This is a genomic window from Verrucomicrobiia bacterium (assembly GCA_035629175.1).
In the GTDB taxonomy this organism is placed as follows: domain Bacteria; phylum Verrucomicrobiota; class Verrucomicrobiia; order Limisphaerales; family DASXHY01; genus DASXHY01.
In genome coordinates this window covers 40,264-56,276 of the sequence record DASPIL010000017.1, presented here as the reverse complement: position 1 = coordinate 56,276, position 16,013 = coordinate 40,264, and the positions used below count along the sequence as shown (strand labels likewise).

15 protein-coding genes are annotated in these 16,013 nt (G+C 58.4%); 6 read left to right on the top strand and 9 right to left on the bottom strand.

The genetic code is table 11. From position 1 onward, the window contains the following. The first annotated feature begins 96 nt into the window (after positions 1 to 96). Positions 97 to 435: a helix-turn-helix transcriptional regulator gene (locus tag VEH04_02140; GenBank protein HYG21553.1), complete on the top strand. Its 339-nt coding sequence runs from the start codon at positions 97 to 99 to the stop codon at positions 433 to 435. After that, the gene (locus tag VEH04_02135) at positions 408 to 1,136 is read left to right on the top strand and encodes a hypothetical protein (protein ID HYG21552.1); all 729 of its coding nucleotides are present in this window, start codon (positions 408 to 410) and stop codon (positions 1,134 to 1,136) included. Before VEH04_02140 ends, VEH04_02135 begins: the two co-directional genes overlap by 28 nt. Before the next feature lie 4 nt (positions 1,137 to 1,140). Here the strand turns inward: VEH04_02135 and VEH04_02130 are convergent, their stop codons facing one another. Both VEH04_02130 and ychF read right to left on the bottom strand, forming a co-directional pair. Continuing rightward, positions 1,141 to 2,586, bottom strand: a complete 1,446-nt coding sequence (locus VEH04_02130; GenBank protein ID HYG21551.1) for a beta-galactosidase — start codon at positions 2,584 to 2,586, stop codon at positions 1,141 to 1,143. Positions 2,587 to 2,644: 58 nt separating this feature from the next. Further along, a complete protein-coding gene (ychF, locus tag VEH04_02125; protein ID HYG21550.1) occupies positions 2,645 to 3,748 on the bottom strand; it encodes a redox-regulated ATPase YchF in 1,104 nt (367 codons plus the stop codon). Positions 3,749 to 3,851: 103 nt separating this feature from the next. Between ychF and VEH04_02120 the strand changes: the two genes are divergently transcribed. The 3 genes from VEH04_02120 (at position 3,852) to VEH04_02110 (ending at position 5,440) form a co-directional block, all read left to right on the top strand. Further along, positions 3,852 to 4,490, top strand: coding sequence for a sigma-70 family RNA polymerase sigma factor (locus VEH04_02120; GenBank protein ID HYG21549.1), 639 nt, complete (start codon positions 3,852 to 3,854; stop codon positions 4,488 to 4,490). A 53-nt stretch (positions 4,491 to 4,543) separates the two neighbouring features. Continuing rightward, a complete protein-coding gene (locus VEH04_02115) occupies positions 4,544 to 5,083 on the top strand; it encodes a DUF4149 domain-containing protein (GenBank protein ID HYG21548.1) in 540 nt (179 codons plus the stop codon). A gap of 72 nt (positions 5,084 to 5,155) precedes the next feature. Further along, a complete protein-coding gene (locus tag VEH04_02110) occupies positions 5,156 to 5,440 on the top strand; it encodes an RNA-binding protein (protein HYG21547.1) in 285 nt (94 codons plus the stop codon). Between the two features lie 21 nt (positions 5,441 to 5,461). Here the strand turns inward: VEH04_02110 and rsfS are convergent, their stop codons facing one another. From rsfS to VEH04_02095, 3 genes are read right to left on the bottom strand one after another with little or no spacing between them, the layout of a single operon-like run. Then, a complete protein-coding gene (rsfS, locus tag VEH04_02105) occupies positions 5,462 to 5,830 on the bottom strand; it encodes a ribosome silencing factor (protein ID HYG21546.1) in 369 nt (122 codons plus the stop codon). A 26-nt stretch (positions 5,831 to 5,856) separates the two neighbouring features. Beyond that, positions 5,857 to 6,429 (bottom strand): nicotinate (nicotinamide) nucleotide adenylyltransferase, encoded by a 573-nt coding sequence (nadD, locus tag VEH04_02100; protein ID HYG21545.1) that lies wholly within the window; start codon positions 6,427 to 6,429, stop codon positions 5,857 to 5,859. A gap of 16 nt (positions 6,430 to 6,445) precedes the next feature. Beyond that, positions 6,446 to 8,779: a carbon starvation CstA family protein gene (locus VEH04_02095; GenBank protein HYG21544.1), complete on the bottom strand. Its 2,334-nt coding sequence runs from the start codon at positions 8,777 to 8,779 to the stop codon at positions 6,446 to 6,448. A 183-nt stretch (positions 8,780 to 8,962) separates the two neighbouring features. On the opposite strand from VEH04_02095, the gene VEH04_02090 reads away from it, so the two are divergent. Further along, complete coding sequence (locus VEH04_02090) at positions 8,963 to 9,253, top strand: Smr/MutS family protein (protein ID HYG21543.1); 291 nt, start codon at positions 8,963 to 8,965, stop codon at positions 9,251 to 9,253. Here the strand turns inward: VEH04_02090 and VEH04_02085 are convergent. From VEH04_02085 to VEH04_02070, 4 genes are all read right to left on the bottom strand, one after another. Further along, positions 9,240 to 9,929, bottom strand: a complete 690-nt coding sequence (locus VEH04_02085) for a DUF1080 domain-containing protein (GenBank protein ID HYG21542.1) — start codon at positions 9,927 to 9,929, stop codon at positions 9,240 to 9,242. The genes VEH04_02090 and VEH04_02085 overlap by 14 nt on opposite strands. 309 nt (positions 9,930 to 10,238) lie before the next feature. Continuing rightward, positions 10,239 to 11,738, bottom strand: coding sequence for a rhamnulokinase (gene rhaB / locus VEH04_02080; protein HYG21541.1), 1,500 nt, complete (start codon positions 11,736 to 11,738; stop codon positions 10,239 to 10,241). Positions 11,739 to 11,793: 55 nt separating this feature from the next. After that, entirely contained in the window at positions 11,794 to 13,266 is a 1,473-nt protein-coding gene (locus tag VEH04_02075; GenBank protein HYG21540.1) for an MFS transporter, read from the bottom strand. A 228-nt stretch (positions 13,267 to 13,494) separates the two neighbouring features. Further along, complete coding sequence (locus tag VEH04_02070; GenBank protein ID HYG21539.1) at positions 13,495 to 15,591, bottom strand: IPT/TIG domain-containing protein; 2,097 nt, start codon at positions 15,589 to 15,591, stop codon at positions 13,495 to 13,497. Positions 15,592 to 16,013 lie beyond the last annotated feature (422 nt).

The following is a 16,013-nucleotide window of genomic DNA, read 5'->3' as shown; positions in this document are numbered from 1 at the left end:
TCACCCCGTACTGCCCAGAGAAACGACTCCAGCGCAAGTAGCTGCTCACCAAAACACCTGTTGACAAGGCCTCGCACTGTTAGGCATAACACTGCCATGCTTCAAAAGGAACTAGTCGCCGCGTCAACCGTGCCGCTGGTCCTGTCTGTGCTCAGCGAGGGGGAAAACTACGGTTACGCCCTGATCCAGCGCGTGCGCGAGCTATCGCGGGGTCGCATCGAATGGACAGAAGGAATGCTCTACCCCGTTCTGCATTGGATGGAAAAGGAACGTTTGATCGAATCGGAATGGCGCGAAGCCGAAACTGGCCGGAAGCGAAAATACTACCGTCTTCGGAAGGAGGGACGGGCGTCGCTGCAAACGGAAAAGCAACAGTGGATGGCCGTGCATGAAACCCTGACCGCTCTATGGAAACGAAACCCGCGTTTGACCTGAACCAAAGGATCAGCGAATGGCGCGAGCATTTCGCGTCTTCCGCGGCGCTCCGCCCGGACGATGTGTATGAAATCGAATTGCATCTGCGTCTGCTGACAGCTGAGTTCCAGAGGATCGGATTATTGGAAGACGAAGCTTTCATGGTGGCTTTGAAGCGCATCGGAAGCAGCCAAACCCTTGAACGCGAATTCGCGAAAGTGAATTCGTCGGCTGTGTGGGTGGACCGGTTTCTCTGGATGCTGATCGGAATCCAAACCTGGGCGCTTGTCTACGGTCTCGCTCACACACTCGGCCGAAGCCTCCTCATGCTCGGCTTCCGAAATGCAGAACAAGTGAACATTAGCACTGGTGCAACCGTGTTCGTTGCGGGGCAGCTTCTCACGTTCGCAGGAAGTCTGTTCCTTGTAGGGTGGGCCACATCGGGTCGCGGCAATCGCTGGACTGCCGCCATCAGCCAGGGGCTTCAGCGACGCGGCGCAATCACAATCACCGCCATCGCTGGCCTCGCCCTGGCCCTGGTATATCTCCTCAACGCCGCCTTGCCGGTTTTCATCTGGAAGTTTATCACGCCCTCGGGAATGCTCGCCGTCTCACAATCCCAGCACTACGGTTACCTGATCAGCGGACCCATTCAGGCAATCGCCATGGTGGCAATGACCTTGATGGTGGCAAGGCGGCGCAGGGCGTTGAACGCACGATAAACTGTCATCGATGCGCCCGCCGCAGCAGGACAATTGTGGTCTCGGATGCAGCCACATTCATTTCAACCCGGCTGCCCGTGGCTGAACGCGCCAACGTCGCGCGAACGGGCTCGCCGGCGGCGTTAAAAGCCGATGCCGAACCTGATACACCGAACGGCAACTGCACGCTGACGAACCCGCGTCTTGGATTGTCCGTGCTTCCATCCCCCGGCCGCCACTGCCCGTACACATGGTTCTGCAACCAGGAAACCAGAACCACCCTTCCGTCGCGCAGTTCAAACGCATGCGCGTGAAACTTGGGTCGAACGGCAGCCGTTACGCGAACCTCGTGATCGATGCATCGAAAGCCCTGGCCAAACAGTGAAGCGAAAAATCGCAACGCATGCATTGCAGGCTTTGCGCCACCCTGTTCATCCAACACGCCCAGGTGCCGGTTGTTGACATCGCCGATCACCTCCTGGGTTTGAGGGAGGTCGTTGATGCGATACCATGCGATGAGGGAAACGTCGTCCATCGCTGCGAGCATGGTCAGCATGCGGAACAACGCCGCGGCCTGGAAGTTGTCGGTATGCTCGTAGCCGTACTGGGCGCGGTATTGGCCTGACACGTGCGCGCCCCGACGAAAGCTGCTGTAGCCGACCTCGGCCATCCAAATGGGCTGATCCAATCCATGCTGGCGAAGGATGTCGCGCGCGCGGCCCACGTAACCCGGGAGATACTCCAACGGCTCGCTCGACCACGTCTCGTAATAGTTGTGAAGATTCACAACATCGACGTGCTCCATCGCCTCGCCGTTCGTCAGCACGGACTCGAGAAAATTGAGGTCCCAGGCAAGGCCGCCAAACACCACCTTTGCATTCGGATCGGTTTGACGAACGGCGCGTGCCCCAGCGGTGAGCAACCCTGCAAACTGTTCGACCGAACCTGCCCAATACGCAGGATTATCAGGCTCGTTCCATAGTTCCCACGAGTGAATGCGGGTCTTGTAGCGCTCAACGAGTGCCCGCATAAAGCGCGCGAAATCTTCGCTGTCGCGCGGTGGATGCTGCCAGAAGTCGTCTTCATTGCTCGTCGAAGCCCAGCGCGGCGTGTAACAGACGTAGGGGATCAGGCGGATGTGGAATTCTTCCGTAGCCATGCGAACGAACTGGTCCCAGAAACTCCAGTCATACTGTCCGCGTTCCGGCTCCATCGCATCCCACCCAAATGCGATCCGCAATACGCGCAGCCCGTTCGTGGCTGCCACTTCCAGATCGCGGCGCGCCGCCGCGATCGACCGCGATTCCTCAGGGTAATCCTCGCAAATGCCGATCGGGAGAACGCGAAAGGCCTTATCTGCAGGCGTCTGGCAGCGCGACTCGTTCGTTGCGACACAACCCGCGCTCAGCCATGCCATGCACATCGAAGCTGCAACCACTTGCGCGAGGCGAGTAACTCTGGCTGGCATCATGCCGCCAACATTGCCGCCGAACGTCAATTGTCACTTGGGGTTGGCGCCCCCATTCAATCTACACGTTGAACTTGAAGAGGAGAACGTCACCGTCCTTGACGACGTATTCCTTGCCTTCCATGCGATACAAACCCTTTTCGCGTGCCGCAGCGACGGAGCCGCATTGCATGAGAGCGTCGTAGGCGACCGTTTCCGCCTTGATGAAGCCGCGTTCGAAATCGCTGTGAATGACGCCCGCCGCCTTCGGCGCCGTATCGCCCGCGTGAATCGTCCACGCGCGCACTTCCTTTTCACCAGCAGTAAAGTAGGTGCGCAATCCAAGCAGGTGGTACGTCGCGCGAATCAATTGTCCAACGCCGCTTTCCTGCACCCCCAACTCTTGAAGGAATGCCTTTGCTTCCTCCGGTGAGAGGTCAATCAGGTCGCTCTCGATCTGCGCGCTGATCACGACGGCTTCACAGGCGAGATGCGTCTTCACATATTCGCGCACCTGCAGCACGAATGGATTCTGATCGCCCGTGGCCAGTTCCGATTCCTTCACATTGCACGCGAAAATCGTCGGCTTGTCGGTCAGAAGGTAGAACGACTTTGACAACACCTTCTCCTCGGGCGTCAAGGTTACCGTCAGCGCGGGTTTGCCCGAGTCGAGGACAGGTTCAATCTTCGTCAGGACTGCGTCTTCCGCCACCGCCGCCTTTTCCCCTCGTTTCACGTCCTTGGCCAGCCGCTCGCGGCGCTTCTTCACTGCGTCGAGGTCGGCAAGCACGAGTTCCGTGTTGATCACCTCGATGTCACGCACGGGATTGACGCTGCCCGCGACGTGGTGAATGTCGGGATCTTCAAAGCAACGAACGACCTGCACGATCGCATCCACTTCACGGATGTGGCTGAGGAACTTGTTGCCGAGCCCTTCACCCTGCGCCGCACCTTTCACCAAGCCGGCGATGTCCACGAATTCCACCGCGGCCGGAACAATGACACTCGTCTTGGCAACGCGTGAGAGCGGTTCCAGGCGCGGATCCGGCACGGTCACAATGCCCACGTTGGGGTCGATGGTGCAAAAAGGGTAATTCGCCGCCTCGGCCTTTCGGGTGCGAGTGACGGCGTTAAACAGGGTGGATTTGCCCACATTGGGCAACCCGACAATTCCAGCTCTCAACATAAAAATCAGGGCGTGCCCGGAGCACGGCAAAATAGGTCTGATACAGTGCTCAGTCGGGCCGCCCAAAACAAGCGGGATCTGTTGCATTTATGTTGCCAAGTGGATGGCCGAAATCCTTTACTATGCCGCGATGCCAGACGAGTTGATCCCGACGCGAGCGTCGTTGCTAAACCGGTTGAAAGACCTCCAGGACCAGGCAAGTTGGCAGGACTTCTACAATATTTATTCCCGGCTGATTTTCGACATTTCCTTGAAGGCCGGATTAACCCGCACGGAGGCGCAGGACGTCGTGCAGGAGACGATTGTGTCCGTCGCCCGCCACATTCCGACGTTCAAGTACGATCCATCGCTCGGCTCGTTCAAGAACTGGCTGCTGACGATGACCCGCTGGCGGATTACGGATCAATTGCGGAAGCGTGGTCCAGTGATGGTGCATGACAGCGAAACACAAACCGGCACGCGCACGATCGAACGCATTCCGGATCCGACCGTGGACATATCCGCTGACACGTGGGATGCGGAATGGAAGCGCAGCCTGATCGCGGCTGCGGAAGGGAACGTGAAGCGCCGGATCGATCCACTGAAATACCAGATCTACGATCTGTATGTGCACAAAGGCTGGGCGCCGGAAAAGGTGGCAGCCACGTTCAACATCCAGAAGAACAATGTGTACGTGAACAAGACCCGAATCGATGCGATGATTCGCGATGAGGTGGGGCGGCTCGGGAAGGAGATGCTTTAGGGGCCGAGGCGATCTGGCTTGGCAGCATATTGGGATTTGCCTACCGTCGGGCCGTGATTGGCGTTATGCGATTGATCGGGGTATTCAACGCGGCGATCTGGCTCGGCGGGGTCGTGTTCTTCACTGTCGTTGCAAGCCCGGCGCTCGGGTCATCCGCGATGGGCACTCTCCTGCAGCCGCGTAACATGCCTTACTTCGCTCCGGGCATTCAGCATGTGCTGCTCGGATACTACTTCCAATTTTTTGTCGTGTGCGCCCTCATCGCCTTGATTCATCTGACTTTGGAATGGCTCTACCTGGGCCGCCCGAAGTCCCGCAAGCTTCCACTGATCGTCCTGCTTGGATTGCTCGGTTATGGAATCGTCGGCAGCAACATGATTCAACCTCATCTCAAGACCACGCATGCGATCCGCTTCTCGGCAAAGGCCAAGCCCGTGGAGCGGGACGCGGCGGCCCGTTCGGTCGGACGATGGCACGTTGTTGTGTTGCTTGCGCAATGCGGAGCAATCGCCTGCCTCGCGGTTCATTTCTGGCGCCTCGCAAACCCTTCAGACACACCACGTTTCGTGAGTTCCGTAAAATTCCGGGGTTGACCAATACAGGGTTATCGTCAAAGGTACCGGCGTTAAACCAAAGAGCGCCTCGGGCGTCTCACGGGAATATGTATGATCTCTAACGAACGTCCCTCGCCTTTCGGCAATCGTCCACCCTACGGCTCTCCGAAACCGCCCGTTAACGAGGACACTCTGAGGACCGACCGCATCCAGATCGAACGCAAGATGTTTGTGTTCACGCTGAAGGAAAATCCCCGCGGCCGCTTTCTCCGCATCACCGAAGACGTCGGTGGCCGCCGCGACACCATTATTATTCCGGCCCCGGGTCTCGAAGATTTCAAGCGGTTGGTTGATGAAATGGTTAAGGCGGCTGCAGAAACCCCTCCCAAAGCTTAACCTCTTCGCGGGTTTACGGAATTAGCTCGAGCTACGAGCCTTCACCTTTCGCGGCTTCACTCGAGGCGCATCTCCCCACAAAGTCTCAAGGTCGTATTTTTCCCGCATGTCGTGGCGCATGACATGCACGATCACGTCGAAGTAATCCAAAACAATCCACGCGGTCTGCAGAGCCCCATCGATCGCCCGCGGACGCAGCCCCTGCTCGTCGCGCAGTGAGTCAACAATCTCGTCCATGATTGCCCGCAGGTGCGGCTCGCTCGTTCCTGTCGCAATCACAAAATAATCCGTCACCGAAGACAGCTCGCGGACATCGAGAACCGTGATATTTTCGGCCTTCTTGTTATCTGCCAGTTCGCGGCAAAGAAGCGCGAGTTTTTTGGAATCCATGTGCCGGGAAAATGCCCCACGAACACTCAAAGATAAAGTCGATTGTTGTGGATGGCTTCAGCAACCGCGCGGGGAAGCAGCGCTCCGACTGGATGTCCCTCGCGGATTCGCGCCCGAATTTCCGACGACGAAATGCGAATAGGAAAACCGGAAAGAAATTGTCCCCGGAATGGCGGCGGAAACTGAACGTGATCCTGCCCGGGCCGGGGTACGACCACGAAAGTGGCAAGCCGCGCCAGCTCCTCGGCATCGCGCCACTTTGGCAGCTGCACAACGTGGTCGCCGCCAATCAGGAAAAACAATTCAGCTCCGGGAAACTTCACGGCGTAATCACGCAGCGTGTCGATGGAATACGAGATGCCGCCGCGGCCAATTTCCTGGTCATCCACCGCGCACCAATCATATCCCGCGAGTGCCAGGCGCAGCAGGCGCAACCGTTGGCGGCCATCGATCGCCTGAAGACCGGCCTTGAAGGGAGACTGCGCGGCGGGAATGAACACCAGGCGGTCGAGCCCGAGTTCCTCCCGGGCTGCCTGGGCTACGAGGAGGTGCCCGACATGCACGGGGTCGAACGAGCCGCCAAACAGTCCGATCTTCATTTATTGACGTCCTTCACTAACAACAGCGCCGAACACCATTAAACTGTTGCTCGGTCGTTTCGACATACAGTTGCTCGCGCGTTTTTTCCTGGGTGCAAGGGTTGTCCTCCCCGCAGCGAACCTGCTGCGCGATCTGCGCCCGCTCGAGCCTCGCCTCGCCAGACAATTCCTTCAGCAACGCGAACGCCACGGTAAGCAGGCTTGCAACATGCAGCGGGCGCGCCTCCGCGACCGCGTATTCGGGCAGCCAAACAATAGGCGCCTCCCTCAATTGCGCCGCTTTCCGCCGGGCGAGCAGCAGGATCCACTCGCGAATGCTCATCAAAACAATGATCGATACCAGAACCAGGAAAGCGCCCGCAACCAATGCATCCAGGGTTTGATTGAATCGCACCGCGCGGTTCGCGCGCAATGCCTTCTCCGCGGCAGTCACGGCGATCGCGTCTCCGCCTCGCCGTGCCGCTTCGAGCGCAGCGCTCAATGCAGGTGCCTGCTGCCTTAACTGTTCAGCGTGTGCGAGAAAACCGATGCGGGCGTCACTGTGCCAGATCTTTTGCACGCCAGCCGTGAAGGTCACTGCCAGCAGCCAGACCAGTGGAACCAGTGCGATCAATGCGACCGCGGGGCGCCGCCGTGTTGTCGCGTCCTGCCCCGGTTGCAATTGCATCTTCAGCAGGATGGTAGTGCCAAGGCAGAGCGCAATTGCGGCAAGCATCTGGTTGGCGATTCCAAACAACGGCCAAAGCGAGTTGATTCCACCCAGCGGGTCCTTCACCCCTTGAATCAGAAAATACCCCCAGCCCGCCACCATCAGTGCGCTGGCCAACACATTACCGCCCAGGCTTTTTGTGTCGCCCAACGGCTTCCAAGCCGCACCCAGAAAATCCTGCAGAATGTAGCGTCCCACGCGCGTGCCTGCATCCAGCGTTGTTAGGATGAACAGGGCTTCGAACATAATCGCGAAGTGATACCACAGGTCGAGCCATCGGCCGCTGACCACACGCGAAAAGATTTGCGCCATTCCCACCGCCAGGGTGGCTGCACCGCCCGTGCGGCCAAAGAGCGTCGTTTCGCCCAGGTCATCCGCGAGCGCCTCCATCTGTGCGGTGGTCACGGAATACCCGTAAGCATTGACCTTCTCCACGGTCGCCGCAGGGTCACCCTTGATGTTCATGCTCAGATAGACACCTGGATCGAGCGTGCACGCGGCAATCATCGCCATGATCGCGACAAGCGATTCCAGGCACATTGCACCGTAACCAATCGGCCGCGCATACGATTCTCGCGTGATGATCTTCGGGGTCGTGCCGCTTGCGATCAGGGTGTGGAACCCCGAGATCGCGCCGCACGCGATCGTGATAAAACAGAATGGAAAGACTTTCCCCGCCACGATCGGCCCCGACCCATCGATGAACGAAGTCACCGCGGGCATCTGCAGGTCGGGCAACAGCATCAGGATGCCCGTGGCGAGGGCAAGAATGGTCCCGAGCTTCATGAAGGTGCTGAGGTAATCACGCGGTGCGAGCAACAGCCAGACCGGCAGCACGCTCGCGGCGAGTCCGTAAATAATAATTGCCCACGCCAGATTCAGCTCGTTCAAAGCCAGCGCCTGCGACCATGACGCGCTTTCGTGCACCAGCTTCCCGCCCCAGACGGCGAGCAGCAGCAGCACGACCCCGATTGCCGATGCTTCAAGCACCTTGCCAATGCGCCAGAATCGAAGGTATCCGCCCATGAACAGCGCGATCGGAATCGTTGCAGCCACCGTGAATACGCCCCACGGGCTTTCCGCCAGCGCCTTCACGACCACCAACGCAAGCACCGCGAGGAGGATCATCATTATTGCCAGGATTGAAATCGACGCGATGGTTCCGGCAGGCGTGTTCAATTCCTCCTTCACCATCTGGCCGAGCGATTTTCCGTTGCGGCGCATCGACGCGAATAGAATGATCAAGTCCTGAACCGCGCCGCCCAGGACGACGCCGATCAAAATCCAGAGCGTTCCCGGAAGAAAACCGAACTGCGCTGCGAGCACCGGCCCGACCAGCGGACCCGGCCCGGAAATCGCCGCGAAGTGATGGCCGAACACGATCCATTTGTTCGTCTTGCAGAAGTCCTTGCCGTCGTCCTGAACCTCGCAGGGAGTGGCGCGCCGGTCGTTCAAAAACAGGACGCGTGCGGCGATCCATTTGGAATAAAAGCGATACCCGATGGCGTAGGTGCAGAATGCCGCGATCAATATGTAAGCGGAATTGATCCTCTCGCCTCGATGCAAGGCGAGGCTTGCAAACGCCCACGCTCCGGCAAGGGCAAGCGCCAGCCAAAACAACATGGCCAAAAACTTTTTCATTGGGATTGGTCTACCATTCGCTGCAGGGACGTTTTACATGCAATGCCGCATCGTAGACCAGACGCCCGCTGCGAGATCAACTCAGAAAGTGTGGGCGTCGCGTGCGGAGGCAGATCAGCATGCGCGCCGCGCAGGGTTCTGGCACCTTGAACCCGCCCGGCCGCGGCGGTAGCGTCTGACGAAATGGACGACCCCATAGAACTGCCGATCGATGGAGTGCTCGACCTGCATACGTTTCGTCCCAGGGAGGTGGGCGAGCTCGTGCCCGATTACCTGGCGGCGTGCCTTGCGAAGGGAATTCTCCAGGTGCGCATCATTCATGGCAAGGGAACAGGCCAGCTGCGCACGCGGGTTCACGCGATCCTGGCCAGGCATCCGGACGTGCTGTCGTTCACGCTGGACCACCCCGAATTGGGCGGCTGGGGCGCTACGCTCGTCAAGCTGCGCGAGCCCGGGACAGCTAAATCCCCGTAGCGGGCTCGATTGTCACCTTCCGCACCTCGAATTCGCTTCCCTCGCTCTGTATCGCGATGAAGCCCGAGGTCACGCTGCAATCCGTCACCTCATTCAACAGCTTCCCGTTGACCGAAGCCTTCAACGTATTTCCGCTGCAAACGATCTCGTAGCTATTCCATTGGCCGACAGGTTTCTCGTTAGGCTCGCCCTTCATCGCCACGCGTCCCGTCTTGTTCTCATCATTCACCTTGCACGTGGTGTTTCCCATGAGAATCAGGTCGCCGTGGTGGCGCGATTGTCCCTGGCATTCGATCGCGCGCGGCCACACCTGGTCGGGCGCTTGTACGTGCAGCAGAATGCCAGTGTTATCGGCCCGCGGGGCAACTTTTACGAAACGCCATTCGACGGTCAGCTTGTAATCGCGATACGGGGTCTCGGTGCGGATGTATCCGTAGGGCTGCCCGTTGCAGTGCAACACGCCATTCGTAATGCCCCACGTGCCTTTCGGATCCGCATTGGTTCGGAACGCAAACGTCCAGCCTGAGTAGTCTTTTCCATTGAACAATTCAGTTTTGCCGGCCGGCTTCTGAGGCTCAGGATCTGCGGCGGAAACTGCGGGGGCCGAAATGATGGCGAATATCGCTGCAGCCGTGATTATTGAAACGTGACGAAGGACAGTTGGCAGGGGTGACATAGGGCGGCAAGCTTCCCGCCAGAACACAATTCAGTCAAGCAATGCGCTTGGGATTCGATTACTCCGGACGCATCTCCATAAGTGGCGCCACGCGTCCTTGCAGCCTGGAAAATCGTGAACCAGGAGGCATGCTCGGTTTTCCGATTCTTCTTCGAATCAGTTGTCCATCCGAGCATTAAAGATTTGCCCACTCATCTTCCTCCGCTATCTCTACGTCCTCCTGTTCAAATCCGTTTGAACGTCTCCACGCACCCGCATCGTAAAAGGTTCCTTCCGTCTGGCTCGAAGCCGGGCTCCCACGGCGGGCAGTTACGCTGCGGGCTGCAGTTTCCGGAGCTCAGCAAACCGCAAGCGCGCTTCCTTCCATGCGTCGGGTTGTTTCGGCTCAAACTCAGTAACTTCGCTGGATGCGCGCACCACCGAACGGATGTCGCTGAGGGATTTCAATTCACCATTTGAGCGGGCCTGAACGAGGACGTTGCCGAGCACGGTTGCCTCAACGGGTCCTGCAACGACGAGCAGGTTGGCAGCATTCGCCGTGAACGTGTTCAGCAACTGGTTGCGGGAACCGCCGCCCACAATGTGCAGCACTTCGATCCGTTGCCCTGTCAATTGTTCGAGTCCCTCAAGGACCACCGCGTAGGTCAGCGCAAGGCTTTCGAAAATGCAGCGCGCCAGTTGTCCTTCCGTTTCAGGCACAGGCTGGCCCGTTTCGCGGCAGTACGACTGAATCGCCTCCGCCATGTCCGCGGGATTTAGAAAACGGCTGTCGTCGGGGTTCACGAATGAACGAAAGGCCGGGGCCTCGGCAGCCAGCCGGGTCAGTTCATCGTAACTCAGCGTGCGTCCCTTCTCGCCAAAGCACCGGCGGCATTGCTGCAAGAGCCAAAGCCCCATGATGTTCTTCAGGAGCCGATACGTCCCATCGATGCCGCCTTCGTTGGTGAAGTTGAGTTCCAGCACGCGCGGAGAGAGCAACGCATCCCGCACTTCAACCCCAAGGAGCGACCATGTTCCCGAACTCAAGTATGCCCAGTTGCTCTTGCCCGTATGCACGGACGGAACGCCCACCACGGCTGATCCTGTATCGTGCGCGGCGGGGGCGACGACATTGATCCGCTCAATTCCAGAACGTTCGGCCACCCGGGGCCTCAGCTGCCCGATGCGGGATCCTGGCGGAACGATCTCCGGAAAAATCCGCGCAGGCAGCCCAAGCTTTTGCAACAAATCCGAGTCCCAGGCGCGTTTACGCGGATTCACGCACTGGCTTGTCGTGGCAATGGTGAATTCCGATGTGCGTGTGCCCGACAGAAGGAAGTGCAGGTAGTCCGGCATCATCAACAGCGTCTCCGCTGCGTTCAACAATTCTGGATGGTTCTTCTGGTGCGCGAGCAGCTGGTACAGCGTGTTGATCTCCATGAACTGCAACCCTGTCGCGGTGAAAATGTCCGCTCGCGGGACTCGATTGAACGCGCGCTGAAACATGCCGCGTGTCCGGTTGTCCCGATAATGAAAGGGATGCCCAAGCAGTTCGCCACTTTGGGAAAGCAGGACATAATCAACACCCCACGTATCCACGCCCACCGAAACAATGCGTTTGCCGAAGCGCTTTGCAGCCGCCGCGAGGCCTTGCTGGATTTCAGCCCACATCGCCAGCACATTCCATCGAAGGCCGTCGTTGATCATCACACCGCCGTTCGGAAACCGATGGAGTTCCTCCAGTTGAATGCGTTTTCCGTCCCAGAGACCCGCCATGAGGCGTCCGCTTTCCGCGCCGATGTCGATGCCGAGATATACCTGCTGATCCATAACTGAGTGGTTGGGAATGAAGCGCGCCCGCCGAAGGCGGCGGGCGCGGGAGGGTTCACAAAACGATCTTCTTAAACCTGGGCACCAGCAGATGCATGAGACACCAGGCGGTGAGGTAGGCAAGGCCGCAAACAACAAACATGACTGCGTACCCAGCTTCGATCCGGTCCAGCGCCTTGAAATGCGCGAGGAGCTTGCCCGCAGCATAGGCAATCAAAATGCCGCCTGCCGCGCCTGCCATGCCGCCGATGCCGGTCACGGATGCGACCGCTTTCTTGGGAAACATGTCAGAAACCGTTGTGAAGATATTCGCAGACCATGCCTGATGGGCTGCACAGGCGATGGCGATGGTTGCAACCGCCAGCCAGGTGTTGATCGTCCCCAACTTCGACGCCAGCAGAACGGTGAGGGGGAACAACGCGTAGATAAACATTGCAAGCTTGCGCGCCTTGTTCGGATCCATTCCGCCATTGATGAAGCGCTTGGGCAGCCATCCTCCGACAATCGAACCCACGGTCGATACGCAATAAATCACTGCAAGCGCCACATCCCACTTGATGACGCCAGGGATGTTCGCCGGGAGTCCAGAATACGAGGGATTGAGAGCCATGAATGATGAAATCTTGCGTTCATTCTCACCTGCAAGAAACGCAGGCAGCCAGAACAGGAAGAACCACCAGATGGGATCCGTCAGGAACTTTCCAACAAAGAACGCCCAGGTCTGGCGAAACGTGAGAAGCTTGAACCACGAAACCTTTTCCTGCGCGACGTCCGCCTTCTCGGCCTCCTGTTCGTCGACATCGCTATGAATGTAATCGTATTCAGCCTGGGAGAGCGCTCCTGACTGAAGCTTGGCGATCGGCGACCCATAAAGACGATACCAGAAGAACAACCAGGTAAAACCGATGGCGCCGATGATGACGAATGCCCATTCCCATCCGATGCTGTTTGCGATGCGCAGCACAACAAGCGGGGCGACAATTGCTCCGATGTTAGCGCCTGAATTGTAAAGCCCGGTTGCGAACGCACGCTCCTTCTTGGGAAACCACTCCGCAACGCACTTGTTTGCCGCCGGAAAATTTCCCGCCTCCGTAACACCCAGCGCCGCCCGCCAGAAACCAAAACTCCAGGTGTGATGGCCGAACGCGTGACCGATCGCCGCCACGCTCCATCCAATCAGCGCCCAGGCGTAGCCCGATTTGGTTCCGACCTTGTCGATAAACTTGCCCGCGAACAACATGCCGACCGCGTAGGCAATCTGAAAACAGATAACCACCCTGGAGTAGTTGATTTCCTGCTGCGCGATGGTCGCCGTGGACTCGTTCGAACCAAAAACGCCGGCGGCCGAAAGCACCGGCTTCAATATGCCGAGCACCTGCCGGTCCATGTAATTGATCGTCGTCGCTGCAAATATCAGCGCGCAGATGGTCCAGCGATGGCGTCCGATGGCTTCGTTCACCGCCGTGAAATTCATTCCGGGTGTGGATCCTCCTGTGTTGGGGGCGACGGGCTCGGTCGGGTTCGGCATACGTGAGGTTGTTTATTGATTACTGATCAGGCTGACGCGATGGATCGCGAAAACAGCCGTTTCATCAGCCGCGTCCTGCGCGTGGATCTCGTCCCAGGGACGCGCTGCGATGGCTGCATGGTTGTGTTTTGTAGCCGTCGCCCCGCTACGGCACAAGCAGATACGTTTGCATTCCGCGATGAAATTTCGGCCCGCGAACCGGCCACTCTATCCGTTCGCAGTGATGCCTCACTCCACAACGCGCAGCCGATAGAATTTGGAACCGCTCCCGATCGGTTCGGTCACCACCTTCTGGTCGCCGATGAATTCTGGCTCGGTCTGGACTGTCGCCCATTCGTTGGAATTGCTGATGTCACTGGCCGACTGAAGCACGAAGTTGTTCAACACGGACGGCCACGCAATGCGGATTTGGTTCGCGGACGAAAAATCGGCTGTTACGACGGGCACAACAAAGATCGTCGTGTGCGTGACCGACGTGTTGTTGGTTGAAGTGGGGTCGGGAAAACCGCCCGCCACGGTGGCCACGTTCTCGATGACACCCGTCGCCTGGGGCGTGACGGTGAGGGTAATCACAGCCCGCGCATTCACGTTCAGCGATCCAACGCTCACCCGCACAGGATTGCCCGTGGTGATCGCGCCCTGCGTCGACGAGGCGGATTTAAGCGCAACGCTGCCCGGCAATAAATTGGTCAGCATCACTCCAGAAACTGCGAACGGCCCGCGGTTCGAGATTGTGATGACATAGGTGAAATCACCGCCCAGGACGCGTGATGCCGGCGCCACAACGCCGACTTGCAAGTCGCTCGTGTAATCCAGCGTGAAGATCTGGCCGCTGACCATTGTCCCTGCGGGTGACGTAATCGCGATCGGCCCCGTCGTGGCATTGGTCGGCACCACCGCTTCAAGAATTCCATTGGTGACGCTGAACGCGGCTGCTGTTCCGTTGAATGTCACTGCCGTTGTCCCGGTGAAATTGGTTCCGTGAACGATCACGTTTGTGCCCGGCAACCCGTTTGCCGGAGTGAATCCTGAAATGATCGGCAGAGCATAGAAAAACTGGCTGCTGTTCGTGGTGCTGTGAGGCGTGGTGACTTGAATCGGACCCGTGACTGCGTTCGGCGGAACCTCCGCTCCCATGGAACCATTGTTCGTGACCCAGAAATTCGGAGAAGGCACGCCATTGAAGGCCACCGCCGTCGCACCCAGGAGATTTGTTCCCACGATCGAGATGATGGTGCCTGCCGGGCCATTGGTCGGGGCAAACGAAAAAATGCGCGGCGGCATGTAGAACAATTGCGCGGATGTATTTGACCCCTGTGATGTGGTCACCGTGATCGGCGCGGTGACCGCACCATTCGGAACGGTCGCGGTCAAGCTGCCGAACGTGACCGCGGTAACATTCGGCGATGGCACCGAACCAAACCGCACCTGCAGCCCTGCCACATTGAAGTTCGCGCCAGTCACCGTGACACTTGTGCCAACAAAGCCGAAGTTCGGGGTGAACCCGTGCACGGTCGGCTGCACAACGAAATTGGTCGCGGTGATCGCGGGATTGGCGGCGGGCGTGTCGATTCGAATCGTTCCGGTTACTGCCCCCTGAGGAATGATCGCCCCGATGACGTTGTTGTTCGTGACCCAGAACGAAGTGACGGGAATTCCGCCAATCCTCAGTTGGGTGGTGTCGGTAAAGTTGGTTCCACGAATCGTGATGTTGGTTCCCGCGCGTCCAAACGCAGGGGAAAAACTTGTGATGACCGGATTGACATAAAACAGGGTGTCGTTGGTAAAGGAAGAGCCGCCACGCGTGACACTGATGTAACCCGTCGTGACGCCTGGAGGCGCGGGCACGACTAGAACCTGATCGGCTGAACTCGTGGGGGTCGCGACCCTTCCTCCGAAGCGGACGACCAGACTTCCAACAGGATTGAAGTGAGCGCCAGTCAGGGTCACCGATGTTCCTGAATTCCCGCCGCCGGGGGAGAAGCTATGAAGATATGGCCCGGGGCCAATCACCACAAAATCCTCGGCGCTAAACGTCTGGTTGTTTCCGACCTTCACCGAAATGGGCCCCGGCCCAAGCGGGGCTCCTGCCGGAACCCGCGCGTTGATCCATCCATCACCCGTTGCCGTCGCAGTTGTATCACGAACATTGTTGAAGCGCACATCGAGCGCACCGCCCGTGAAACCGCTGCCCTGGATTGTAACGAAAAAGGGATCGCCGGACGATGCATAGTGCGGCGAAAACGAAGTGATCACTGGCGCGGCAAAGGACCCGGCCAGGGATAATGCCGTCGCGACGACGGACAGAAGAAAGCGGCGGTTCATGTGTATTTCTGAATTTCTCCTCGGCAGAGACCGACCTTGCAGACCAGCCCGCCAATGCGAGTCGTTCGCTTATACCAGCGCAGCTATTCGGATGCAATTCGCTTTCCCGAGATTTCGTGTGGTTCGTGGTTAAAAATTCCCTCCGCCCACCTTGCCTTCAATTTGCGCAAATTCATCCGTCTCCTCCGTGGCCGGATTTCAATTCCGTTGCTGTCTTTTCGTGTGGTTCGTGGTTGACCATCCTCCCTTCAATTCGTGCCATTCGTGTCAACCCGTTTTGGCTTTCCCGATCTGCTTCCAGAACTCAAAAGAAGTTGCCCCACGGGAAGGGCACAAGGAGCGCGAAGACAAGACGTTTAACAGGAGCACGCAGAGGCAGCAGAGAAAGGGCAGAGGAAGCTGTTTCCGAATCCGTGTTCATC